16 protein-coding genes, 1 other RNA gene and 1 riboswitch are annotated in these 26,641 nt (G+C 40.6%); of the genes, 11 read left to right on the top strand and 6 right to left on the bottom strand.

Annotated elements, in window-relative coordinates; genetic code table 11:
* Positions 1-14: 14 nt before the first annotated feature.
* Positions 15-224: riboswitch (cobalamin riboswitch) on the bottom strand.
* A gap of 70 nt (positions 225-294) precedes the next feature.
* On the top strand, positions 295-2,634 hold the full coding sequence (locus ACESMA_RS02445) for a TonB-dependent receptor (RefSeq protein ID WP_372947169.1): 2,340 nt from the start codon (positions 295-297) through the stop codon (positions 2,632-2,634).
* 85 nt (positions 2,635-2,719) lie between these two features.
* Here the strand turns inward: ACESMA_RS02445 and ACESMA_RS02440 are convergent, their stop codons facing one another.
* From ACESMA_RS02440 to secA, 3 genes are all read right to left on the bottom strand, one after another.
* Complete coding sequence (locus ACESMA_RS02440; protein WP_372947168.1) at positions 2,720-3,919, bottom strand: agmatine/peptidylarginine deiminase; 1,200 nt, start codon at positions 3,917-3,919, stop codon at positions 2,720-2,722.
* Between the two features lie 10 nt (positions 3,920-3,929).
* Positions 3,930-4,748 (bottom strand): prolipoprotein diacylglyceryl transferase, encoded by an 819-nt coding sequence (gene lgt / locus ACESMA_RS02435; RefSeq protein WP_372947167.1) that lies wholly within the window; start codon positions 4,746-4,748, stop codon positions 3,930-3,932.
* An 84-nt stretch (positions 4,749-4,832) separates the two neighbouring features.
* Entirely contained in the window at positions 4,833-8,150 is a 3,318-nt protein-coding gene (secA, locus tag ACESMA_RS02430) for a preprotein translocase subunit SecA (protein WP_372947166.1), read from the bottom strand.
* Positions 8,151-8,678: 528 nt separating this feature from the next.
* On the opposite strand from secA, the gene ACESMA_RS02425 reads away from it, so the two are divergent.
* From ACESMA_RS02425 to ACESMA_RS02405, 5 genes are all read left to right on the top strand, one after another.
* Positions 8,679-12,671, top strand: a complete 3,993-nt coding sequence (locus ACESMA_RS02425) for a T9SS type A sorting domain-containing protein (RefSeq protein WP_372947165.1) — start codon at positions 8,679-8,681, stop codon at positions 12,669-12,671.
* 70 nt (positions 12,672-12,741) lie between these two features.
* Positions 12,742-14,739, top strand: coding sequence for a cellulase family glycosylhydrolase (locus ACESMA_RS02420; protein ID WP_372947164.1), 1,998 nt, complete (start codon positions 12,742-12,744; stop codon positions 14,737-14,739).
* A gap of 12 nt (positions 14,740-14,751) precedes the next feature.
* Positions 14,752-15,735: a cellulase family glycosylhydrolase gene (locus tag ACESMA_RS02415; RefSeq protein WP_372947163.1), complete on the top strand. Its 984-nt coding sequence runs from the start codon at positions 14,752-14,754 to the stop codon at positions 15,733-15,735.
* 139 nt (positions 15,736-15,874) lie between these two features.
* On the top strand, positions 15,875-16,345 hold the full coding sequence (locus ACESMA_RS02410) for a phosphate-starvation-inducible PsiE family protein (RefSeq protein ID WP_372947162.1): 471 nt from the start codon (positions 15,875-15,877) through the stop codon (positions 16,343-16,345).
* Positions 16,346-16,476: 131 nt separating this feature from the next.
* On the top strand, positions 16,477-16,989 hold the full coding sequence (locus ACESMA_RS02405; protein ID WP_372947161.1) for an aminoacyl-tRNA deacylase: 513 nt from the start codon (positions 16,477-16,479) through the stop codon (positions 16,987-16,989).
* 20 nt (positions 16,990-17,009) lie between these two features.
* On the opposite strand, the gene rnpB is transcribed toward ACESMA_RS02405, so the two are convergent.
* Positions 17,010-17,420, bottom strand: an RNA gene (gene rnpB, locus ACESMA_RS02400) — RNase P RNA component class A.
* 91 nt (positions 17,421-17,511) lie between these two features.
* A complete protein-coding gene (locus tag ACESMA_RS02395) occupies positions 17,512-18,549 on the bottom strand; it encodes a DUF2027 domain-containing protein (RefSeq protein ID WP_372947160.1) in 1,038 nt (345 codons plus the stop codon).
* 83 nt (positions 18,550-18,632) lie between these two features.
* On the opposite strand from ACESMA_RS02395, the gene ACESMA_RS02390 reads away from it, so the two are divergent.
* Positions 18,633-19,844, top strand: coding sequence for an S-adenosylmethionine:tRNA ribosyltransferase-isomerase (locus ACESMA_RS02390; protein ID WP_372947159.1), 1,212 nt, complete (start codon positions 18,633-18,635; stop codon positions 19,842-19,844).
* A gap of 15 nt (positions 19,845-19,859) precedes the next feature.
* Here the strand turns inward: ACESMA_RS02390 and ACESMA_RS02385 are convergent, their stop codons facing one another.
* Entirely contained in the window at positions 19,860-21,731 is a 1,872-nt protein-coding gene (locus ACESMA_RS02385) for a LytS/YhcK type 5TM receptor domain-containing protein (RefSeq protein WP_372947158.1), read from the bottom strand.
* Between the two features lie 186 nt (positions 21,732-21,917).
* Between ACESMA_RS02385 and ACESMA_RS02380 the strand changes: the two genes are divergently transcribed.
* The 4 genes from ACESMA_RS02380 to ACESMA_RS02365 all read left to right on the top strand — a co-directional run bounded on the left by ACESMA_RS02380 (position 21,918) and on the right by ACESMA_RS02365 (position 26,617).
* A complete protein-coding gene (locus tag ACESMA_RS02380) occupies positions 21,918-23,372 on the top strand; it encodes an aminoacyl-histidine dipeptidase (RefSeq protein WP_372947157.1) in 1,455 nt (484 codons plus the stop codon).
* A gap of 22 nt (positions 23,373-23,394) precedes the next feature.
* Complete coding sequence (locus tag ACESMA_RS02375; RefSeq protein WP_372947156.1) at positions 23,395-25,392, top strand: alpha/beta hydrolase; 1,998 nt, start codon at positions 23,395-23,397, stop codon at positions 25,390-25,392.
* A gap of 46 nt (positions 25,393-25,438) precedes the next feature.
* Positions 25,439-25,927: a DinB family protein gene (locus ACESMA_RS02370; protein ID WP_372947155.1), complete on the top strand. Its 489-nt coding sequence runs from the start codon at positions 25,439-25,441 to the stop codon at positions 25,925-25,927.
* A gap of 159 nt (positions 25,928-26,086) precedes the next feature.
* The gene (locus ACESMA_RS02365) at positions 26,087-26,617 is read left to right on the top strand and encodes a dihydrofolate reductase family protein (protein ID WP_372947154.1); all 531 of its coding nucleotides are present in this window, start codon (positions 26,087-26,089) and stop codon (positions 26,615-26,617) included.
* Positions 26,618-26,641 lie beyond the last annotated feature (24 nt).

Below are 26,641 nucleotides of genomic sequence, written 5' to 3'. Positions count from 1 at the left end.
GACGCTTTTATTCCCGAAAGCTTTTTGAAAATGGCAGGTCTTCTGGCTTACCCCAATTGGCGGCGGCCTTCCCGTCCCTCCCGAAAGTTATCGGAATGAAACAGTGGCTAAGGTTGCCGTCAACATGAAAGGCTTACAGCTGCGGGTACAGCTCCGGACTTTCCCGATAACTATCGGGATCACCGGATTCCCTTTTGTTGTGAACCATTTTCGGTGCAAAGGTAATAAAACGGAAACAAAATCCTGTTTAGAATGTTTCCGAATAAAGTTTGTTGTTTCAACCAGTAATCTATTATGAAATTTATCAGATTCAAAAAACTACTTTTATTACTCCCATTTTTAATTCATTACCTGGAAATCGTGGCACAAGACCACACAGATGCAGTAATTATTGGGCATGTGGTTTCGCGAGGCGAACATTTACCATTTGTAAATATTTATCTGGAAGATACCAATTACGGAACCACTACCGATGTTACCGGACACTACATGATGGTGGATTTACCTGAAGGAGATTACGTTTTGGTGGCCAAAATGATTGGTTACAAAACTGAAAAAAGACCAGTTGTATTGAAAGCAGGGGAAACCATTGAAATTAAATTTGAACTGGAAGAAGATGTACAGCGTGTTGGAGAGGTGGTGGTAACCGGCACCAAAACATTTAAAAGGCAAACTGAAAGTGCAGTGATTGTTAATGTGCTCGATTCGAAAACAATTAAAAATGTGGCCGCACAAACTGTTTCAGAAACCCTGAATTTCCAACCTGGTTTGCGCATGGAAGTGGATTGCCATACCTGCAACTACACGCAATTGCGAATGAACGGGCTGGGAGGCGCATACAGCCAGATTCTGGTAAACAGCCGGGCGGTTTTTAGTCCCCTCGCAGGCCTTTATGGCTTAGAGCAATTGCCGTCTGAAATGGTGGAACGTATTGAAATAGTCCGCGGTGGCGCCTCTGCGTTGTATGGTTCAAGTGCCATTGGCGGAACGGTAAACATTATTACCAAAATGCCTGAACGGAACTCGTATGAAATAACTTCAAACAATTCAGTAATTGGAGGTGGTTCTGCTGATTATAACCTGAACGGAACCCTTACAGCCCTTTCGCAAAAACGCAATGCCGGAATGGCACTTTACACCTCACACCGCCAACGCGATTTATACGATCACAACGGAGATAATTTTTCAGAAATGCCATCACTAAACAACAATTCCTTCGGATTAAATTCTTTTTTCAAACTCAATGAAAAACAGCAGCTACAGGCCAATTTTTCAAGTATGCACGAGTACCGTTACGGAGGCGAAATGGGAGATGGACCTGCTTACCTTGCAAGGCAATCGGAAGAACGGACTCACGATGTGCTTATGGGAGGAGCCGATTATGAAGTTTCAAGTGACGATTACAGGACTTCCTTTGTTTTATATACAGCCGGACAATTCACCAAAAGAAAACACTTTACCGGTATTACTCCTGACAACCCTGATGAACTTCAGGAATACAACAACAACCCGCCCTACGGCAATTCAGAAAATTATACCCTGCAGGTTGGTGCCCAACTGAACCATACGATACTGGATTTTATAAAGGGAAACAACACTTTCACTTTTGGGACGGAATATGTTGTGGATGATGTTTACGATATTATTGAGGCTTACAATTATTTAATTGATCAGAATTCGAGAAATATTGGTGCTTTTATACAAAGTGACTGGGAAATTACCCGAAAAACAACATTGCTGGCTGGAGTTCGGGCCGACAAACATAACTTTGTTGATAACCTTATTGTAAACCCCAGAATTTCCCTGCTTTTTAAACCTGGTTTAAATACGCAACTGCGCGCATCCTGGTCAACCGGATTCCGTGCGCCGCAGGCTTTCGATGCCGATATGCACATTGCTTTTTCAGGTGGAGGGATTCAAACTATCAGTCTTTCAGAAGATTTAAAAGAAGAACGGTCACAAAGTGCAAGTGTTTCCATGAACTGGGACAAACCCACTGAAAAACACATTTACGGATTTACCCTCGAAGGTTTTTACACCCGGTTAAACGATGCTTTTATATTGGAAGAAGTGGGCAGAGATGCCGATGGAAATTCGCTGATGGAAAAACGAAACGGCGGATTGAGTAATGTGTATGGCGTAACATTCGAAGCCCGTGCCAATTATAACAGGATGTTTCAGTTGGAAAGCGGAATTACCCTGCAGAAAAGTTTGTATGAAGAGCCCGTTGCATGGTCGGAACAACTGCCCGGAACTGCCAAGTACCTGCGAACTCCGGAAGCTTACGGGTATTACACGTTAACGCTGACTCCCGGAAACCGTTTTAGTACTTCATTGTCGGGAATTTATACAGGTTCCATGCTGGTACCACATTACGGGCTGGCAGGCGATGCAGGCACCCCGGAGCAGGATGTTCTTATTGATACACCAAATTTCATGGAAATGAACTTGAAACTGGGATACATTTTTAATATGCGCCGCATGGATTCGTCCATTGAATTGTTTGGGGGAATCAGCAATATTTTGAATCATTTCCAAAACGATTTCGATACCGGTAAAAACCGCGACAGCGGATACATTTACGGTCCGGCAAAACCGAGGACATTTTTTCTTGGCTTGCGTATTTTCAACTGATGGTGGAGCGAATTCCGATTCGCTCATTCTTGATATTGTGAATACTTCTCCGTATATCATTTCACTGATTTGTCTATTCCTCCTTTTATGGAATGCGCGGTTCGGAAACCGCGCCACCCAAAGGTTTGTTAATGCTGATGCAGTGAAAACCGCCACTGAACCGATTTAAATCATAAGAAGGAACCGTGATAATTTCTCTTGAAGAAAAAACTTCCTGAAATATCCGGATCACTTCGTTTTCTTTTGCCTGAAATGCTTCTCGGTTTGAGTCATCTGCAACATCAAGATAAGATGGCAGGATAACCAACGAATTGGTAACAATAAAATTCATATAGCTGGTAACCGCCGCCGTTTTTCTCTTTCCCTGAGGGGTGGGTTGTTCGAATATTAATAATGGGGCAAAAGGCACCTTTTTCACATTTAGTTTATTTCCATCCTGATCGGTTGATTCCAAAAGAATCCGGTAATTCTCGTCGAGCCGATTTTTTGCTTCTGCCAAAATGGGATGCAAACCGGCCTCCTCTTCTGAAACATAACTGATTAGAACAGTTTGTGCATCGGCAAAACGGCAAAATTCGTCCACATGACCATTTACGCCGTTGGGATAAATGTCTTGATAAATTGGCCCGGAAAACTGACCATCATCTTGCGGAATGCCCTGTTTAAGCCATATAATCTTTTTCAAATGAAGGGCGTTTTTCATTTCAGCCTCAATCACGTCTTTTGTTTTGGGCTTATTCTCCAGTAATTCATGCGATTCAACAAGAATGGCTGTACCTTTCCCGTTTACCTCCCGCGAGCCTCCGGTGCTGTTTAGCGGAATCTGAGTCAACGGAATTTTTTGTTTTTCGGAGATCTGATCAACAAATTTTAGCCGGCTTCTGAAGTATAAAAAATTGACAAGTTTCTTTTTTCCCCTGCCATTTACCAGATAAACCGGACCAAAATCCCTAAGCCAGGCATTTGCGGGTATCCATTTTAATGGAATAAAACCAATATTTTCGGGGTTACTTTCGTATTTCTCAAGAATCCGTTTAATATCATTTAGGTCGGCATTTTCTTTTACAAAAAGTGTGACCTTGTCTTTTTTAGAAATGATAGCGGCAAGTTTTGGGACGATTTCATAAAAATCGGTCGTCCAAACAAAACAGGTTGAAGCAGACACATCAAAATCGGCCGGATGATAATAAGTTTCAACCTCTTTTGCAGTTGAGCAGGAAAAAATTACAAAGGCCAACAAGGAGATTGCTGCTGTAGAGAATAAAATGTTGCGTATTTTATTCATATGGATCAAATCAGGCTTGATTTTTATACTCCTTTTCCGGTAATTTCATAGCCCGTACAATTAAAAATATTCCGGCTAAAACAAAAGGCACACTCAGCCACTGCCCCATATTTAAGGACATTGTTGCTTCAAAAGCTTCCTGATCTTCCTTTATAAACTCGATGAAAAAGCGGGCGGCAAAAATCAACACAAAAAATACACCGGTTAAAAATCCTTCGTTTAATTTTCTCCTGGTGCGCCAGTAAAAAAACATTAAAATACCAAAAGAAATAAAATAGGCCAGCGCTTCATAAATTTGAGTGGGATGTTTTGCAACTGTTTCACCATTACGTTCAAAAATGAATCCCCACGGAAGAGTGGTTTCAATGCCGTAAATTTCGGAATTCATCAGGTTACCGAGTCGAATAAAACCCCCGACCAGTGCGGTGGGTACAACTATGCGATCGATGGTCCACAATACATTCCGTTTGGTTATTAATTTTGAATGAATTAATAGCGCAATAATGATTCCAAGCGCTCCTCCATGACTGGCCAGGCCACCGTGCCAAACCTTAAAAATTTCTGCCGGGTGCTGAGAATAATATTCCCAGCCATAGAAGAAAACATGCCCCAGCCGAGCACCTAAAATGGTTGCAATTATGATATAAAAAAACAGGGAATCGATCCATTTTTGAGATACATTTTCCGATTTGAGCATCTTTTCGCCAATGTAATAGCCAATTAAAAACCCGGAGGCAAAAAGCAGTCCGTACCAGCGAACCGAGAGCGGGCCTAAATTAAACAACTCGGGATTGGCATTCCAGTGGATAAAGTTTAACAGGTGTATCATACTATATTTTTTTCGGTATTAATTTTTAAAGCTTACTGGTTAAAATTACGCCGTCGTCAGGCCAGGTAAAAAATACGATCCTTTTTATGCGCCTCTACCGTGGCATTGTTTGTATTTTTTACCGCTTCCACACGGGCAAGGATCATTTCTACCCACTTTTTTCTCAACCCTAACCGGTTGTGGTTTGCTTCGTTCTCCGGTTTGGGTATTTGCTCCCTCCATCGGGTTTTCAACTCCGGGCATATCCGATTTTTGTGTCCTGTACCGGCTCATATCGGTGCGTTTTCTTTCTTCGGCCTGCCGCACCTGATCGGGGCTCTGAATCGGTATGTGGCCTTTCATCAAGGTACTTACCACGTCTTTGTTCACCTTGCTAATCATCATTTTAAAAAGGTTAAACGACTCAAACTTGTAAATTAAAAGCGGGTCTTTCTGTTCGTAAGTAGCATTCTGAACCGACTGTTTTAAATCGTCCATTTCGCGAAGCTGCTCCTTCCAGGCTTCGTCAATGGTGTTCAACACAACCTGCTTCTGATAAGATTTTGCGAGCTCTTTACCCTTATTCAGATAAGCTTTTTCGAGATTACAAATAATCTGGAAAATCCGTTTCCCGTCTGAAATGGGAACCACAATATTTTTGTAAACCTGAGACTTGGTTTCATACACATTTTTAATAACCGGGAACGCCTGTTTCGAAATCGATTCCACTTTGCGGTTATATCCGTCAATCATCTTTTGGTAAATCCTCTCAGTGATTTCTTCTATTGAAAGTTGTTTGAATTCCTCCTGAGTAACAGGCGATTCGATGGAAAGCAACCGCAATAATTCCATGTTGAAATCTTCGAACTGGTCGGAGCCAAAATACTCGTTCACCAACTCTTCCACCGAATCGTACATCATGTTCAGCAAGTCCACATCCAGCCTTTCGCCGAACAAGGCGTGTTTTCTTCGCTTGTAAATCACTTCACGTTGCGAATTCATCACATCGTCGTATTCCAGCAACCGTTTTCTTATTCCAAAGTTATTTTCTTCTACTTTCCGCTGCGCGCGTTCTATAGATTTGGATATCATTGAGTGCTGAATCACTTCGCCCTCTTTCAAACCAAGCCGATCCATCACACCTGAAATTCTGTCGGAGCCGAACAAACGCATCAAATCGTCTTCGAGTGAAACGTAAAACTGCGACGAACCTGGGTCACCTTGTCGTCCGGCACGACCACGCAACTGACGGTCAACCCGCCGCGAATCGTGGCGTTCGGTACCTATTATAGCCAAACCGCCCGCTTTTTTCACTTCTGGTGAAAGCTTAATATCTGTACCGCGGCCTGCCATGTTGGTGGCAATGGTAACACCACCCGACCGGCCTGCTTCGGCTACAATTTCTGCCTCGCGCGCATGCAATTTGGCATTTAGCACATTGTGTTTAATTCCACGAATTTTGAGCATCCGGCTCAGCAATTCCGAAATTTCAACCGAAGTGGTACCCACTAACACCGGTCGCCCGGCCTGGTTCAGTTCCACAATTTCATCGATAACCGAATTATATTTTTCGCGTTTGGTTTTGTAAACCAAATCTTCTCTGTCGTCGCGAACAATCGGGCGGTTGGTAGGAATAACCACCACCTCCAGTTTGTAAATATCCCAGAATTCGCCAGCTTCGGTTTCAGCAGTACCAGTCATACCGGCCAGTTTGTGGTACATTCTGAAGTAGTTTTGCAGAGTAATGGTTGCAAAAGTCTGGGTGGCAGCTTCCACCTTAACCCGCTCCTTGGCTTCAATGGCCTGGTGCAATCCGTCTGAATACCGGCGTCCTTCCATAATACGTCCGGTTTGCTCATCAACAATTTTCACCTTGTTGTCAATCACCACATATTCCACATCTTTTTCGAACATGGTGTAAGCTTTCAGCAACTGATTGATGGTGTGCACCCTTTCTGATTTTACAGCGTAATCCTGCAAAAGTTTATCTTTCTTTTCCTGCATTACATCAAGAGACAGTCCTGCATTTTCGAGTTCTGCCATTGTAGTTCCCATGTCGGGCATTACAAAAAAGTCGGGGTCTTCAAAGCCTTCAGAAATCAGGTCAATCCCTTTATCAGTAAGTTCTACCGAGTTTTGTTTTTCTTCAATAACAAAAAAGAGAGGGTCAGTTACAATATGCATGTTTTTATTGTTATCCTGCATATAGAAATTCTCCGTTTTCGTCATGAGGTTTTTCATGCCCTCCTCGCTCAGGAATTTTATAATTGATTTGTTTTTGGGCAGCCCTTTATGTGCCCGCAGCAATAACAAACCGCCTTCTTTTTTTTCCTCATCGGTAGTGTTCTCTTTGGTAAGCAACCGCTTGGCATCTATAAAAATGCGGTTTACCAAATCACGCTGGGCCTTGTACAATTTTTCCACATAACCTTTCAGCTCTTCAAACTGCTGGTTTTCACCTTTAGGCACCGGTCCTGAAATAATCAAAGGTGTACGGGCATCATCAATGAGTACCGAGTCCACTTCATCTACAATGGCGTAGTGGTGTTTGCGCTGCACCAAATCTTCAGGATTGATGGACATATTGTCGCGCAAATAATCAAAACCGAATTCATTGTTTGTTCCGTAAGTTATGTCTGCATTATATGCTTTCCGTCGCGCTTCGGAATTTGGTTGATGTTTGTCGATACAATCAACAGTCAGCCCGTGAAATTCAAATATGGGGCCCATCCATTCGGCATCCCGTTTCGAGAGGTAGTCATTCACCGTTACCAAATGTACACCGCGGCCAGCCAGCGCGTTTAAAAACACAGGCAATGTGGCCACCAGTGTTTTTCCTTCACCGGTTGCCATTTCGGCAATTTTGCCCTGATGCAGTACAATGCCTCCAATGAGCTGCACATCGTAATGTACCATATCCCAGATAATTTCTGTTCCTCCGGCAATCCAGCGATTTTTCCACAAAGCTTTTTCTCCCTGAACAGAAATGCTGGCCCGTGTGGAGGCCAAATCTTTATCGTAATCCCTGGCGGTAACTTCCACCGTTTCGTTTTCGAAAAACCGGCGGGCAGTTTCTTTCACAATAGAAAATGCGGTAGGAAGAATTTCATTCAGAACCGCTTCAATTTTTTCATCTATTGTTTCCTCGAGCTTGTCAATTTGTTTGTAAATTTCTTCGCTATCCTGAATTTCGGCGTCTTCGGCCTTCTCCTTCAATGCGGCAATTTCATCCTCCTCCGGCTTAATCCGGTCCCTGATGATTTCCCTTAACCTATCTGTTTCGTTACGTAGCTCATCGTTTGAGAAACCAACAATTCGTTGGTACTCTTCTTTAATTTGTTCAACAATCGGATTCACTTCCTTTATATCTCTTTCCGATTTGTTCCCGAGAATTTTCCCGAGTATTTTGGTTACAAATGCCATTTTTAAACTATTAAATTTAAACCAGTGCAAATTTAGTTAATTGCTCAGGGTAAAAAAACGATTAAATAAAATTCCATAAGAATTATTCTTCTTAAAAAGTTTTTTTTAACACGTATAAAATGTGCTCACTAATTATAGTAACAAAATTATGAACATTTGATTATTATTAAAAATAAAGGTAAACTAGTACAAATAACAAATTTAATTCCTTTTTATTATACAAATTCCTAATTGTACTTAAAACAGAGTAAGTTGCTCACGTTTAATTTGAACGAAGGGTAATTATTCGTAAAATGCAGGTTTTATGAACCATTTGAAGAATTTGCATTTTTAAATTATACCTCACGAAATAATTAAAAGCAAAAAAAACATCAGGATATAGTACAAAATACATTTATGCAAGATTTATTACATTGATGTAAGATATTTTTCATCATTAATCTAACCATTTTGTTGCTTTATCCTAAATTATTTTGATATTTGCTTACGAAATAAATAATAGAAATTTAACATTTAAATTTAATTACTATGAAATTAAAACTTCTACTTTTTTTGACGATTTTGGGGAGCATGCTTTATGCCCAGGAACCTTACCGGTCTTTAATTATCACTGAAGCCCGGATGGAATCAAAGCCTAATAACTATTTTGAAATTACCAACATGGGTAGTGAATCTGTTCAGTTAAATGAATTTAAGTTTGGGCGAATTGCTCCCTGGGGAGAACCAATTCTTGATTTGTATTCTGATCCCTGGATTTCGGGTGAGGATTATTTTTTCCTTCCTGACAAAATTCTAGCACCGGGAGAATCTTATGTAATTGCCGGCGCATATGATTTTGGGCCAAGGCAATACAAAAAAAGGATACCCGGATTTGAAGGCGATGAGCGTCCAAAACAAATTGACATTTACGATGTGACTGATTTGTTAATTCATTATTCAGAGGTAAAAGGAGATGCAACTGACAGCATAACCCAATCTTTAGAGGGCAGCAGAGGAAATCCCTTAATTATTGAAGGCTGGCACGGACGTGAATGCTGGTACCTGGAACACCACTTTGCAGAAGGCGATTCAGCAGTAGTCGATCAGGTTAACGGCGTTTTTGATAACGATGGAAACAACCAGGAATGGGGCAATGCTACGGGCGCCGGTTATGACGTTGCCGGTGTAGCAATGGCTACACGCACAGCAAACCTGGTCCGGAAGTACAAGGTAAAAACTGGTAACCTCGATTTTGCCAATGCACGCGGTGTAGGAAGTGATGACTCTGAATGGATTCCACTTGTTCGTCCCGATGGCATTAGCTCATGGCGCGATACCTGGTGGACAGTTGGGAGCCATGGCCCTTATGTTTTGGATGCAAATACACTGGAATCGGATGTTATTGATGTGGATTTTACCAACAAAACACTGACAGTGCCTTGGGGCGTTCGCAGGCTGGATGGCATCATGCGCCATATGGTTAAAAAACCGGGAATTGCCTGGGAATACCACCTGAACCCGAACAGGGAAGACTCCCTGTTTCATTCGGCCCAAACTGGAGATAAAATCACCATTTATGTTTGTGGGGAAGAACTTACATCTGCTACTTTCGACATTATTGTATCAGAACCAACAAACGATGTAAATATTGTTGTACCAATTGACCATATTGACATTGCCTCAGTAGCAGATGGAGAAGCAATCAGAACAAATACACAGCGGGGTAGTGATGGAATGGAATATACGGGATGGCCAAGAGTTACCAAACATGTCCATGGAACCGATACCATAACAGGTTCATGGCACGGGTTACCTCATGCCTTGCGTACCGACTCCTTGATGAAATACCTTGAAAAACCGGCCAATGCCACTTGGGAATTTGTGTGGGTTGACGGTGTTGCCCGACCAGACCTGAAAAATGGCGACCAACTAAAGGTTACCGCACAAAACGGAGCTTCAAAAGAATATTTTATTCAGGTTCAGCCTTACGGCCCAAGCCACAATGGATACCTGGCAGCCATCACCTGGCCCGATATACCGGCCCACCACAGGCCATTATACAATGCTATTTACGGCTGGAAAGGAGATACCATTGCAGGCTTTAATTCTACTACGTTCAATTACCGCATGCAGGTACCGGCAGATGTTTCCGGAATACCGGCATTGGTTGCCAAACCCCAGGATTTAAATGCCACAGTTGAAGTGAAACGGGCTACATCGCTTACCGGAACATTACAGGACCGCACTGTTTCTTTTATCGTTACAGCAGAAGACGACAGTGTAACGTTTACTTACAATGTTGAACTGGTAAAAGAAAAAGATTTGGATGATATACAAAAATATTACGCTGAACCTTTCCTTTCAGAGTTTGTAAACTGGGATCAATGGAATAACTCTTTTGCTGAAATTTGCAATCCCGGAACGGAGCCACTGGATTTAAGTAATTACATGATTGTGATGCAGTGGACCAATAATCCGGCTGATGCTGTGGCATGGTCAAGTGGTGATGATGAGTGGGAACAGCGATATAACAAATATATACCAGGCTATAAATGGGTTAACGAAACACAGTGGTCGGTTACACCTGCTTATGTGGAACAAGACCTGAGTGTAAATCCAATTGTGCAGCCGGGCGATGTTTTCTGTATGGGTGATATCCGTTCAGACGGTGATGCACACCCGAGTTGGTTGCCAGATTTCAAATGGCAGGTACCGGCACAACTGGATGTTCAGTTTGCCAATACCGATGGCGTTGACACTTACAGAAACCCCTGGGGAGAACATGTCGGATATGATTTAAGCCCTGTTAGAAAATGGAGATCCTCTACTTGGTTTCTGTTTAAAATTAAAAACGATTCAATAAAGCTCGGCCTCAAACCTGCCAATAACATTGAAGACTTTGAACTGATCGAAATATTTGGAATGGGTGATGGTTCTGAATGGACAATTGGAGGGTGGCTTTTTGATATGACTGCCAATGTGATGAGAAAACCTGAAATATACCAGGGAAATCCTGTAGTTCAGGCATCATTTGGAACAACACCTGAAGATGCGGAATGGACCTGGACAGACCGTGCTTACTGGCAGGCCCGTAACGTAGGTTGGCCAATGGAAATTCTAAATGTTGGAAACGATATCGGGCAGCATTTTTTGTATGAACCCACCCACTACAAATCAACCGTAACCTCGGTGGTTTACAAAGTAAGTGATGGCTATTCTATGGAGGAAGAAATAAGGGGAATTACTGCCGGAACTACTGTTGGAACTTTACTGAGTAACCTGAACAAAGCCCACGAAGATCAGTCACTGACTGTTAAATCTGGAGATTCAGATTTAACTGCAGATGACTTGCTAAGTCAGGATGATGTGCTTGTTGTTCTCTCTGCTGACAGTACAAATACCACTCAGTATTATCTGCAGGTTAGCGAAGAAGGATTAAGTTCCGATGCAGTGCTTACTTCCACTTTGTATGAAGTTGCCATAGAAAACGAACCTAAAAGTGCCTCTTCTGTTGCTGAAGATGGCTCAGGTTACATTACCGGATTTGAGTACGGTACACAGTTGCGTACTGTCTTAAACAATGTTACCATTCCAATGGGAGCTACCCTGAGTATCATTGATGGCGAAGGAGCATACGTACCTTTGACAAGGTTGAATTTCGATACAGCTTATGTTAATGTAACAGTTAATGCCAATACCTACTTCGAAGTGGTTGCTGAAAACGGAATTACACGGATCGTATATCAGTTGCAGCCGCGTTCTTCGCAAAACGATGCTTTTATTCTTTCAGATATTTACCTTGTTTCCCAAAGTGAAAACCTGGTTAATTTTGTACCTCGTGGATCAAATGTTCAAACCTTCCTAAGTAACATTGTGCCTTCTTTGGGTGCTACAGTAAAACTGGTTGATAAAATGGGATTTGAACGAACTGAAGGTGAGCTTTATGAAGACGACAAAGTGGTGGTTACTTCGCCCAATGGTTTGGTAACAAGAGTTTATCACCTCTCCATGTTGCGTACACAGTACATCCTTGAATCAACTTATCTTGCCTACATTTTATCGAACATTTACAGTGTAGATCAGGTAAATTACATCGTTGAAGGACCATCAGAAAGTACCCCACTTTCTGAATTCTATTCAAGAATTACAGCTTCAATGGGTGCAACTGCTATTGTTGTTGATGCCGGAGGAAACGAGAAAACATCGGGCAACCTGGCTGTTGGAGACAAAGTTCAGGTAACTTCTGCCGATGGAAAAATCGTTGTGGACTACCAGATTGATTTGGGAACATATGCTGGTTTACCCAATGCCAACCAGATTGAAATTTACCCGAATCCGACAAACGGAAGACTGAATATCAGAGGTGCAGAACAAGGTAACCGCATCCAGGTATTCAACGCCAATGGAGCAATCGTGCGCGATCTAAAAGTTCGCAGCAGCCTGGAAGTTTTGTCCATTGACGATCAGCCTGCTGGTATGTACCTGATTCTTATAAGCACTGACAAACAACTAATTGGTCGCTACAAAGCGATAAAAAATTAATTATTGATTATTAAAACTTTATAAATGAGAGCCTGTTCCAGCAGGCTCTTATTTTTTAAATTAAACCAGCATGAACCGTCATTTTTCCACTTTTTTTCTGTTTCTTATTTTTAGTTTCGGAATTTCCAGTTCCGGAAATGCACAGATTACTCCCCATGAAGCTATTCTCCAAATGCAAAAAGGCATCAACCTGGGAAATACACATGAAGCGCCAACAGAAGCAGGCTGGAACAATCCAAGAGCAGAAGAGTATTATTTCGATTTATACCAGGAAGAAGGTTTTCAGTGTGTCCGTATTCCGGTTCGCTGGGATAATTATACGGGTAAAACGCCCCCCTACAAAGTAAGTGAATCATGGCTCAACCGCATTGAACAGGTTACAGACTGGGGCCTTGAACGGGGATTGTACATTATTATTAATGCCCACCATGACGACTGGATTAAACAAAATTATTCGGAAGCCAACAAAGCACGGTTCGACAGCATCTGGACCCAAATTTCCACACATTTTAAGGATAAACCCGAAAAGCTGATTTTTGAAATACTTAACGAGCCGCATGGATTGACCAAAGCACAAAACGACGATATGCACGCCCGGATTCTTTCCATTATCCGTAAAACAAATCCCACCAGGCTGGTCATTTTTCAAGGACACAACTGGGGCGGCTCTGACGAACTGTTAACAGCAGCTATCCCCGATGATGATTACGTAATTGGTTCATTTCATTCATACGATCCCTACCTTTTCGGATTGGAAGGCCAGGGCACCTGGGGAACCAGCTACGATTATAATCAACTTGAAAACAAATTTAAAGCTGTTTCAAACTGGTCGCTTGCGCACAACATTCCTGTTTTTCTTGGCGAATTTGGGGCACTGAAAAAATGCGATTACAATTCCAGGATGCGCCATTATCGTGCTTATGTGGAAAATTCGTATAAATACGGTTTCGCTTTTGCAGCCTGGGATGACGGCGGCGATTTCCGGATTATGGAGCGCCAGCAACGCGACTGGGATGAAGTAAAGGATATTTTGCTCCACACCAATTCGCTTTCGCCGGTACCTGACGCAAAAATTTACCAGGATTCAATCATCCGGGTGTCCTGGAAAATCAGAACCGAAAACCACGACAGTATTTTGGTTCAGCGAAAACTGGGAACCCAGCGACATTACTCCGATTTTGTGATGTTGTCGCCCGATTCTACGCAGTTTTTTGATATGAAACCCGGAGTTAACAGTTATTACAATTACCGGATAATTTCCCATTACAACGATTCGGCAGGAATTTATTCCCAACCGGTTAGAGTATTTTTTCCAGAATGGACACGTCCTGTTAGAGCTCCGTTTCTCGATACTCTGATGGTAATACCAGGTATTGTTGAAGCAGAAAATTTTGATAAAGGTGGAGAAGGGTTATCCTACCACGATAAAGGAACAAATAACATTACCGGGGATTACCGGCCCGACGATAATGTGGATATTTACGACCGGATGGGAGACGGATATCATGTGGGAAATGCACTTCCCGGAGAATGGATGGAATATTCGGTAAACGTACTCACCGAAGGCTGGTATGATGTGACTGTTTACACAGCAACATTTTACGGCGGTGGAACTTTTCAAATCGAATTTGACACAATATCATCGGGAGCAATATCAGTTCCAACAAGTTACAGCGCTTTAAATACAGTGCCTGTTTCTTTTAAAATGTACCTCTATCCGGGTGAACAAATCATGCGTTTTACCGTGTTGAGCGATCCGCTGTTCAATATTGATAAAATGGCTTTTGAGCTGGCTACCGGACTGGAAACAATGAAAAAGGAAGAAAACATTCAAATCCTGGCTTTTCAAAATCACAACAATGAACTTGAAATTAGAACCAATTCCGTTGGTCGGTTTGAATACATTGTGGTATCAAATATAACCGGCCAGACAATGTATTCGGTTAACCATCCGGAACATGTAACTAAAATTTCAGTATCAAATTTACCATCAGGAATTTACATTATACAAGGATTTAAAAACAATAAAAGGTATTCGGTAAAAACCATTATCCAAAATTTTCAATAAAAAGTTAAAGAAATGAAATCAATACTTACCGAAATAACCGTTACTTTATTAATTATCCTGATTTCTTTACCAGAAAAAAATATTTCCCGGAAATCATTCACATCAGATGAAACTGGAAAAAACGAAACCGGAACCCTGAAAGACAGGAACGGGGCAATGATGCGGGGCACACCAATGGTACTGAGCAAAAACCTGAAAAGCTCGGTTGATTTTGCAACCAATATAAAAAACTGGGAAAAAATCAAAGAAAACGGATTTAACACCATTCGTGTTTGCTGGGTTGATGGTTGGCAAAAAGATCATGGCAGAGATTACTGGAGTGTTGAAGAAGTGTTGCCTTATTACGATAAATGTGTTGAAAATGCCCACATTTTGGGAATGAACCTTATCATCAATTATCACAACGTTGGACCGCAGCAAAATTTTGACACCACCTACACTTTTCAAATGGAAAAAGAATTCTGGAAGGCTATTGCCCCCAGATATAAGGATAACAATTTGGTTTACTATGAATTAGCCAATGAACCTACCTTCAGAATGAGCGATTACCATAAGCCCGGATTTAAGAAGAGCCTTATGCAGATATACCGGCAGGTAAGAAATGACGCTCCTGAAAGAGAAATTCTGATGTTCAGTTTTAATACAATTCAACCTGAAATTCTGGATGTTGTGGAACATTATGAAAATGAACTGGATTGGAATTTTACTACAATAGCCTACCACATGTACAATTCAACTTCGAGTGATGCGGTGAAAAAACTGATGGAAAAACACCGGGTAATTTGCACAGAGTGGTTTTATCATTTTGTAAGCCTCGAAAGGCCCGAATATACCTTCATTAAACAGGTTGACGGGCACAAAGAAAATGCCCAGACCCTTGAAATGATTGGCTCAAGCTGGATTGACTGGCGCGACTGGGACGACACAACGCTGAACGAACTACTCGACACGCTGATAACTGATGCCAAAATTAAAAACTACTGGTGGAAAAAATAATAAGAATGCACAAATGTATTCCGACATTGAAATATGCTATTTTTCCTTAACCTGAAAATAATTATATAGTTTTGTCTGTAAGAATTCTTAATGATTAAACTGATAAGAATTTTTATGATATAATAAAATAAGCTGTACCATGAAAAAATTCGCCAGGTATATTGAAAAAGGTATTATTTATGTTTTGATTGTAATGATGTCCATAATCCTGATTCTTGCCACTGTTGAGTTGGGATATTACCTGATACGGAACATTGTTCAGTCGGATTACCTGCTGATGGACCTGGACGATTTAATGGATTTGTTTGGCGTATTTTTACTTGTGCTAATCGGTATTGAATTGCTCGATACCATAAAGGTTTATTTGAAACAAAACCAGGTACATGTTGAAGTAGTGGTACTTGTGGCCATTATTGCCCTGGCCCGTAAAATAGTTATTCTTAAGGTAGAAGAACTTGACGGAGAAACCATAATTGGCATTGGTGTGCTCATTATTGCACTTTCTATAGCTTATTACCTCATAAAAAAAGCTGGCCTGATGGTCTGCAACTTCGACGATGATGAAGGCACGCCAAAGCCAGAACCTCCGGAAAAGATTAATCCACTGTAATTCAAATTTTGAAGTGAAAAATGATGAGAAGTTTTTGAAACCTTTCCGGTTTTAAAAAGTAGAATCTTTTCAGAGAGCTCTTGCATAGCGAAAATGTAATTCAGAATTGTTAACGAATTAAAATTAATGCCATGCCAGCAAAAAAATTAAAAACATTTCTTGATGAAAACAACATCAGGTATGTAACCGTAAAACACTCCAACGCATACACTGCGCAGGAAGTGGCTTCCTCCGCCCATGTTTCAGGTAAGGAATTTGCCAAAACCGTAATGGTTAAAATTGATGAAAAAATGGCGATGGCCGTTCTGCCGGCATCCTATCAAATCGATTTTGAGCAACTTAAAAAATTTCTTGGCTCAAAAAAAATTAGCCTGGCAAATGAAGCTGAGTTTAAGTACCATTTTCCAGATTGCGAGGTTGGCGCTATGCCGCCATTTGGAAACCTTTACGATATGGAAGTATTTGTTGCCGAAGTGCTGACAAAAAATGAAGAAATTGCATTTAATGCCGGCACACATACCGAATTAATAAAACTTAAATATGAAGATTTTGAAAAGCTTGTAAAACCAAAAGTTTTCAAATTTTCGTGGAAATCGGTTTCATTACCCAAAGATCCTGCAGAGCGGTGGCAGGATGATCTTTAAGTCTTTTTCAGAAAAAAAGAAAAAATGGCAGGCTTGTAAGCCGGGTTCTGTATTCCTCCGCTTTTCAGCAAAGAAACCTTTATCATTTATCTGGTTCCGGTATCACTACCGGAATCGCTGCAGCCTACCCCTCCTGACATCCGGTGTGCATCCGGAAACGAAGCGGGCAACTTCGCTGCGCTGCAACAGCCGCGCAATCAGGATATATTTGGCTTTGCAACCCGTGAGGCGTACGGCTGGCTGTGTCGCCACAACCACCGGTGGGCTTTTACCCCACCTTTTCACCCGTATCCGCCAGCTGGCGGATGGTTATTTTCTGTTACGCTACTATCCCCTTTCAAAGATCTTCCCGTTAAGAAGCACGGTACCCTGCGTTGCCCGGACTTTCCTCTCCCCCGAGTACTCGGGAGAGCGATAAAGCAGCCTGCCGCTGCAAAAGTAATACTTTTAGTTTCAAGTTGAAAATTTAAAGTGTAAAGTGATGGAAGGACAATCTTTAAACTTTGAACATTAAACTTTAAACTACCTCCTCCTCAGTATTACCATTGTTGCGCCATAACCATATTCCTGAAACGAGGCATCCTGAAAAATATATTTTGGGAATTTCGATTTAAGCAACCTGGCAATTTCCTGTTTTAAAACGCCCTGCCCCACTCCATGGATAAATACAATACGCCTGGCTCCCGTTTCAATGGCTTGCCGCATTTCACGTTCCACTTTTTCCATTTGAAGGTCGAGAATTTCTTTATTGGTTAGACCGGCAGTGTTTTCAATCAATTCATGAATGTGCAGATCAACTTCAACAACATCGGGCTGCACCGGTTTTTTTAGATTTTTTTTCGGCTGTTGTCTCTCTTTTGCTTTAATAACCTTTCGCAAATCATCTTCAGTCATCTTGTCAATTTCTGTATTCAGTATATTTTCAGAAATTTGATAAACCAGGGCATTTTGATGGAAAAAATCGTTTGGCTGAAAACTTTTTTCCTTGTAAAATTTTACCGGATTTACTTTGAATTTTTTGGTAATTGAAGGATGAATTTCCCGCTCATCATCGCGAAAAAATATCAGTTGAAAACTATATTCAGGCGAATCAGAAAGATCATTTTGGTCGATTACTTCAAGCTCCACATCAGAATTGGGCTGAACTTCGCCATGTAATACCGATTTGTATTTTTCTTCTTTTAAATGTGCGTAATGAAACAGGATTGTGAAGTTGCTGTCGTTTACCAAAATCAATTCGATATCGCCGGCCAGCGGATTTTTTGCATCTGCCGGCACAAAGCAGAAATAAAAATCGGGCGAATCTTTTCCTGTTCGCTTTTTTCCTTTTGGCTTTTCTGCCTTAACAGGTTGCTGAACAGTTTCAACAGCAGGCTTTTCTGCCAGAGTTGTTCCTTTATTCAACGCTGGATCATCCACATTAATAAGTTTTGCAAGTGGGTATGGTACTTCAAATCCATCTTCATTTTCAACCTGAACCATGTTTTTTCCGAGAAATCCGGTAACGATTCCTCCACCCACATCGTTCAGAAATTTAACTCTGTCGCCAACATTTATCATTTTCAAAATTTTTAACAAAAGTACTATTTTTTATCCATCAGAATTTTGGGTTATTTTTGCAGCCGAATTCAAAACTCAGAAAATTGTCAGAATACAAAAACATAAAAATCAGCGATTACAGTTACAAACTACCGGAAGAACGAATTGCCAAATATCCGCTTGCCGAACGCGACAGTTCGAACCTTTTGTTTTGGAAAAATGGGTTAATCAAAAAAGATGAATTTCGTAATATAACAGACTATCTGCCAGAGGATTCATTGCTGGTTTTCAATAACACCAGGGTTATTCATGCCAGGCTGTTTTTCAGGAAAGAAACCGGTGCAAAAATTGAAATATTTTGCCTGGAGCCTGTTCATCCAAACGATCATCAACTGGCTTTTCAGCAATCTGAAATAGTGGTGTGGAAATGTATGGTGGGTAATTCAAAAAAATGGAAAAATGATGCGTTGTCCCGAAAAATTGAAATAAATGGTAAAACCACAGAATTAAGGGCAAAAAAAACAGCACAGGAAAACAATTCATTTTTAATTGAATTTAGCTGGTCGAATGGATTTACTTTTGCCGAAATTATTGAAAAATCGGGTATTTTGCCCATCCCGCCTTACTTGAACCGCGAAAGCGAACCTGCCGACGAAGTAACCTACCAAACAGTTTATGCCAAAACCGACGGCTCGGTTGCTGCACCCACTGCCGGGCTGCATTTCACCGAAAATGTGTTGGACCAACTGAGCAAAAAAAATATTGATTTACGCGAAATAACCTTGCATGTTGGCGCCGGAACATTTCAGCCGGTAAAATCGGAAACCATAAATGGCCACAACATGCATCAGGAAAAGGTTATCATTTCTAAAAAATTTATTGAGGAACTGTTGGTCAACACCAAAAAAATAATTGCAGTAGGAACTACTTCAGTAAGGTCGCTTGAGAGTTTGTACTGGCTGGGAATAAAATTGGGGAAGGCAATTAATGTATCTCAAAATTTGGAAATTGAACAGTGGGAACCTTACGAAAATATTCAGCAATTAACCATTCAGCAATCGCTGGAAAATATTCTTGCTTACCTTGAAAAAACCAACCAAAGTACAATTCAGTTTTCAACACAAATTATTATTGTACCAGGATACCGGTTTAAACTGATAAACGGAATGATTACCAATTTCCATCAACCTCAAAGTACTTTATTGTTGTTAATCGGGGCATTTTTGGGAAAGGACTGGAAAAAGGTTTATGATTTCGCGCTAAATAACAATTTTCGGTTTCTGAGTTACGGTGACAGCAATTTATACTTGAAATAGCTTGTGTATAGAAAATTACGAGTAGCTCGCTTTGGCTACGGCAATTTTTTCTATCAGCAATTGCCGGTTTATCGGTTTAGTAATATAATCATCAAATAATGTTTTAATTTTTTCCACATCGCCCGGTAAAGCATAAGCTGTTTGTGCAATTACCGGCAGTTTCGGATTAATGCTTCTTATTTTTTCAAGTGCTTCGTAACCATCCATCACCGGCATTTTTATGTCTAACAGAACCAAATCAACATTTTCATTCTCCAAACATAAATCCACTGCTTCTTTTCCATTTTCAGCCCGAATCAGGTTGTAATTATACCTCGACAATATTTGTTCAATATAATACCAATTAATATCTTCATCTTCAGCCACAACAATCACCTTTTTCCCATTAGCAGGGGTTGGCTGGGCTATTTCCTCTCTTTTTATTCTTTTTGGGGCAGAATTATGTTGAAAATAGGGAAAGGTAATGTTAAACTCTGATCCTTTTCCCAAATCAGAATTCAATTTTATAGTACCTCCCATCAAATCAACATAAGCTTTGGTAATGGAAAGCCCGAGCCCCGACCCCGAGTTTATTTTTGATTTTCCTTTATCAATCTGTCTGAAACGTTCGAAAATAAATTGTTGGTTTTCGGGAGCAATTCCAATGCCGGTATCTCTAACAAAAAATGTTATTTCAGCATTGTCTGAAATTTCATATCCAAAACAAATTTCCCCCTTTTCAGTAAATTTTAAAGCATTATTCAACAGGTTCATTAATATTTGCCTAAGCTTTATTTCATCCATTTTTATTTTACCTGAAATACGGGATTCATCTTTAACAAGCTTAATAGAAAGGTTTTTTTTCGCCGGAACAGAAACTTTAAAAGTACTGTAAACATCATCTAAAAATTCGCCAGGGTCAAATTCTGTATCATTTAATTCAACCTGGCCAGCTTCAATATGAGAAATTTCTACAATGTCGTTAATAATTGAAAGCAGGTAATTTCCACTGTTTTTTATTATCTGAGTATAATTTTCACGGGTTTTGTCATCCAATTCATCAAGATTAAGCAAATCTGCAAAGCCTATAATGGCGTTCATCGGGGTACGAATTTCGTGCGACAAATTAGCCAGAAAAGCAGATTTTAACCGGTCGCTTTCTTCTGCTTTTTCTTTGGCTGACTTTAATTCAAAATTCTGCGACCTGTATTCTTTGTTAAGTTGGGTATATTTCTCAAGCTGTTCGGTTAGTTGCTGTTGTTTTTCCAATAATTCTTTCTGAAGGGAATGTTCTTTTAAATAGAGTTTTTCTTTTTCAATTTGGTTTTGAAAATTTCGTTTTTGGGCAGCCATTAGCAATCCAAGCAACATTGTTCCGGGAATATAAATAAGAAATATGGGCAGGATGATAATTCGTAAAATTTCTGACATCCTGTCATCAGGCAGCAGAACCGTAGCAGCCAGCATAACAACATGAATAACCAAACCCAACGCAAAAAACTCGATTGGCTGGTTGGTGCGCTTCCATTTTTTTCGTAATTCAGCCCAAACAATACCAATTGTGCCTGAAGATACAATAACTGCCAATCCCATCCACAAACCTTCACCACCAATATAAAAACGTACGATACCTGATAAAACCATGGCAATAACTGTTGGCAGCGGTCCAAAAAATATCCCTGAAATTCCCAGCATTACCGAACGTGAATCAAACACCAAACCAGGCGTCATTCGCCAGGGAGTAAACATCAATACAATACCAATTAATCCCACAATTAAACCTGTAAATATTTTCGAAATTATGCCTCGTGGCTTATCATTTCTGAGCCAGAAATTTTCGTACAGCATGGCAAATGCAAGAAGTACAGCGATATTTTGAATCAGGCTAATGATAATTGGCTCATTCATATACTAATGGATTGATAAACTGAAGTTTTATTACAGTTAATGCAATATACGGCAATTTTTGTTTTAAAAATATAATTTGACATATTAAAAACAGAAAAAATAACTTTGCACAAATAACAAAATATAAAAGCATAAAATTCGTGTGTTTTTTACCATATTTACATTCTACAAATAAATTTCGAAAAAATGAAAATACTGGGAGAACTTACACCACAACCTCTGTTTAATTATTTTGAAGAAATATGCCAGGTTCCCCGGCCTTCAAAAAAGGAAGAAAAAATCAGAAAATTTTTGCTCGATTTTGCCAGGAAGAATAATCTTCAGGCAAAAACCGACAAAGCGGGTAATGTATTAATTTCCAAATCTGCAACACCAGGTCGCGAAAACAATCCGACAGTAATTTTACAAACCCACATGGACATGGTTTGTGAAAAAAACAGCGACAAAAAATTTGATTTTAACAACGACCCCATTGAACCAATGATTGTTGATGGATGGGTAAAAGCCAACGGAACCACCCTGGGAGCCGACTGCGGGATTGGAATTGCTGCTCAAATGGCCGTACTCACTTCAAACAAAATAAAACACGGACCACTTGAATGTTTAATAACTGTTGATGAAGAAACGGGCCTCACCGGCGCTTTCGCACTTCAACCCGGATTTATGAAGGGCTCCATTCTTTTAAATCTCGATTCAGAAGACGAAGGCGAAATTTTTATCGGTTGCGCCGGAGGAATTGATACGCTCATTTCATTTACCTTTAAAAATGAACCGGTTCCAAAAAATTCAGTTGCAGTGAAATTATCTGTTTCCGGGTTGTTAGGAGGTCATTCTGGCGATGATATTCATAAAAACCGGGGAAATGCCATAAAAATTTTGAACCGTTTTTTATGGAAAGCCTCCCGCGAATTTTCTGTCAAACTTTCTGAATTTGATGGCGGAAACCTGCGAAATGCCATTGCGCGCGAATCATCAGCAATTCTTTTACTTCCTATAAATGAAAAAGAAAACCTGCTGAATGCATTTGAAGAATTTACAGCAAAGGTTAAATTTGAATTTGAAAAAAACGAACCCAACCTGAAACTGAAAGCCGAAAAAGTTGCAATTCCCGGACAAATTGTTGACACTGAAACGCAAAAGAAATTGTTGGATTCCATATATGCCTGTCCGCATGGGATTCTGGAAATGAGTTCGCGAATGGAAGGGATGGTGGAAACCTCAACGAATCTGGCTTCGATAAAATTTGCAAACGGAAATAAAATTATCATTACTACCAGCCAGCGCAGCGAACTGGAAAGCCGTAAATATTTTGCTGCAGAAATGGTGCAGTCTGTTTTCGAACTGGCTGGCGCCGATGTAACTCATTCTGATGGTTACCCGGGCTGGACACCCAATTCTGATTCCAAAATACTGGGTACCACAGTGGCTTCCTACAAAAAATTGTTTGGAAAAGAACCCATCGTTCGTTCCATCCATGCAGGACTGGAATGTGGCCTGTTCCTCGAAAAATATCCGAATCTCGATATGGTTTCATTTGGTCCAACCATTAAAGGCGCTCATTCGCCAGACGAAAGGCTGAACATAGAAACCACCGAAAAATTCTGGAAACATTTGGTGGATGTGCTTGAAAATATTGAATAATAAACCACAAAACAATCAGATTATGAACCGTATATTCTTTTTTCTTGTATTTTCCCTTTGCATTTTCGCGCAAACTGGGTTTTCGCAGGAATCTGCTCAGTCTGTATTTTTTGGCAACCAAGGTGGTGGGCAGCAGTGGCTCACATATCAGGACAATCACCGCGCTTTATATCGAATAATAACCAATGAGGCATTCAGCCTGCTTGAAGAACGGGCAGAAAAAGTTTCGGAATTACAATCTGCCGAAGATTGGAAAACACATCAAAAAAAAATTAAAACAGCTTTATGCGGTTCGCTTGAAAAATTCGAAAAAACACCTTTGAATGCCCAAACTACCGGAATTCTGGAACGGGAAAACTGTACGGTTGAAAAAGTTTTGTTTGAGTCGCATCCCGGATTTTATGTGACTGCCGGCCTTTTTCTTCCCCGGAAAAGACAAAATCCTGCACCGGCCGTAATTTACGCTTGCGGCCATACCGAGCTGGGATTCCGAAGCGAAATCTATCAGCACGTAATTCTTAATCTGGTTGAAAAAGGTTTCATTGTTCTGGCATTCGATCCTTTGGGACAGGGTGAACGTTTGCAATATCCTGATTCCGAAACGGGAAAATCGAAGGTTGGCGGTTCAACTAAAGAGCACTCCTTTGCAGGAGTTCAGACTTTATTAACCGGCACATCGTTAACCGATTATTTTATCTGGGATGGCATTCGGGTACTCGACTACCTTGAAACACGCCCTGAAGTGGACATGAAGCGTATTGGTATGACTGGTCGCTCGGGCGGCGGAACGCAAACCGCACAGATTGCCGCCTGCGATGAACGCATTTATGCAGCCGCTCCGGAATGTTACATTACCAGTTTTAAACGGCTGCTGCAGTCCATCGGCCCGCAAGACGCCGAGCAAAATCCGTATAACGCCATTGCCAAAGGATTCGACCATGCCGATTATCTGCACATCAGAGCGCCAAAACCTGCCCTGATGATTACCACCACTCACGATTTTTTCAGCATTCAGGGAGCTCGGGAAACTTTTGCAGAAGTACAAAAATCGTACGCTGCTTTTGGAAAACCAGACAACATTCAAATGGTGGAAGATTTTGGCGTTCACGAATCAACCAAAAACAACCGTGAATCGCTTTACACATTTTTTCAGAAACACCTTGAACTGCCCGGCGACCCGACAGACAGGAAAACAACACCTTTTTCTGCAGAAGAACTTTGGGTTACACCAACCGGACAGGTGGGAACCTCTTTCGATTGTGAAACCGTTTTTAACCTGAACCGCACCTATTTTCAGGAGAAAAATGTTTCCGAAAATGAATTGCCCCAAAAAGTTGCCCACATTGCCGGAATTGATTTTAAAAGAAAATTGACTGCCGCTGTTTACACAGGAAAATTCACCAAAAAAGATTTTGGGGTTGAAAAATATTTCCTCGAAAACAATTGGGCAGACTATGCGCTTCCTGTTTATGTTATTCAAAATGAAAGCGAAAGTACGGAAAAACTGGTAGTTTGGTTCCATCCGGAAGGAAAACAAAATATTTTGGAAGAACCGCTGCTTGCAGAGCTGATTCAGACAGGATACACTGTAATTTCTGCCGATTTACCCGGAAACGGGGAATTATTCGATCCGGATTTTTCCGGCGACGGCGTAATTCAGGGGATTCCATTTAATTACACATTCGGAGCTAACCTGGCCGGCAAAAGTATTGCTGGAATTCAGGCCGAAGCCATTGATTTGCTCATGCAGTTTGCTAAAATCAAATTCCCAGGAAAACCAGCAGAGGCAATTGTTCAGGAAATTGCAGCATCAGCCGTATTGCATTATGCAGTATTTAAAAACCCTTTTCTAAAAATCACCATCCGCAATTTTCCCGAACCGGTTGAGGAACTGGTAAGAAAGGAATATTACGACCCTGCTGTGGCTTTTACGGCTGCACCAGGAAGTTTGAATTATTACGATTTGCCTGACTTAACCGAATATTTGCAAAATGCCGGTACAGAAATCATCACCCGGTAAATCAAAAAAAGTATGATTGAACATATTTACTTAAAAGTATAAGAACATGAGCTTTTCAACGATTACTGGAAAAATTGACGGTTTGATTACTGCGTGGGTTCCTTTGCTGGAGAAATTGCCGGAAAACATTCTGGCAGATAAAAGAAACTGGCAAAACCGTACCATCAAACAGGTACTTGGACACATGATTGATTCTGCATCGAATAATCATCAGCGGATGGTAAGGCTTCAATATGCAAAAAAACTTATTTTCCCCGATTACCGGCAGGATAACAATTTATGGATTGCCATTCAGGATTATCAGCATGAAGACTGGAAAATTCTGGTTCAACTCTGGAAGTTTTACAACCTGCACATGATTCATTTAATTCATTCCCTGGATATTGCCTGTCTCGACAACTACTGGAATGACTTTGAAGGCACCAAAGTAACCCTTAATCAGATGGTTGAAGGCTATTTGTGGCACTTGGAACTGCACCTGAAAGAGATTCAGGTAGTACTGGAACAAAACAATATCCCGGTAAATTTAACCTGACAGTTTAAATAACTGTTTCATTTAATAATAACGTTTGGTCTTTTGTAACCCGGTTAATTAAAGCCGAAATACTGTGAATCAAAATTTTGCAAGAGAGCGGAAGGATTTTACCCGGAATATTTTAAGCCAAATGAATGTTTTTGAACAAAGGGTAAAAAAATGGAAAGAAAACTTGTTCTTTATATTGCCTCCAGTTTAGACGGGTACATTGCCGGTGAAAATGATAATCTGAATTTTCTTAAGGCAGTGGAAAAAGAGGGCGAAGATTACGGATATTCAGAATTTATTGGCACAGTGGATACGGTAATTATGGGTCGTAAAACCTACGACTGGATATTAAATCACGTTCCTGAATTTATACATGCTGATAAGGAAACATACATCATTACGCGGTCAGAAAGGCCTTCAATTGGCAATATTACCTTTTACAAGGGAAGTCTGACAAAACTTGTAAGCAGGCTGAAATCCCGAAAAGGTAAAAATATTTTTTGCGATGGAGGTGCCGAAATCGTAAATGGACTGCTAAAGGATAATCTAATCGACGAATTAATTATTTCGGTAATTCCGGTTTTACTGGGTTCCGGAATCCGACTTTTCAAGGATGGAAGATCGGAGCAAAAATTGCAGCTAATATCGGTAAAGTCATTTGAAACCGGACTGGTTCAACTGCATTATAAATTCTGTATCTAAAATTAAAATCTAACTGAAAATTAT

The sequence above is a fragment of the Mariniphaga sp. genome (assembly GCF_041687215.1).
Lineage (GTDB): Bacteria > Bacteroidota > Bacteroidia > Bacteroidales > Prolixibacteraceae > Mariniphaga.
This window is presented reverse-complemented; position numbering and strand designations above follow the sequence as displayed.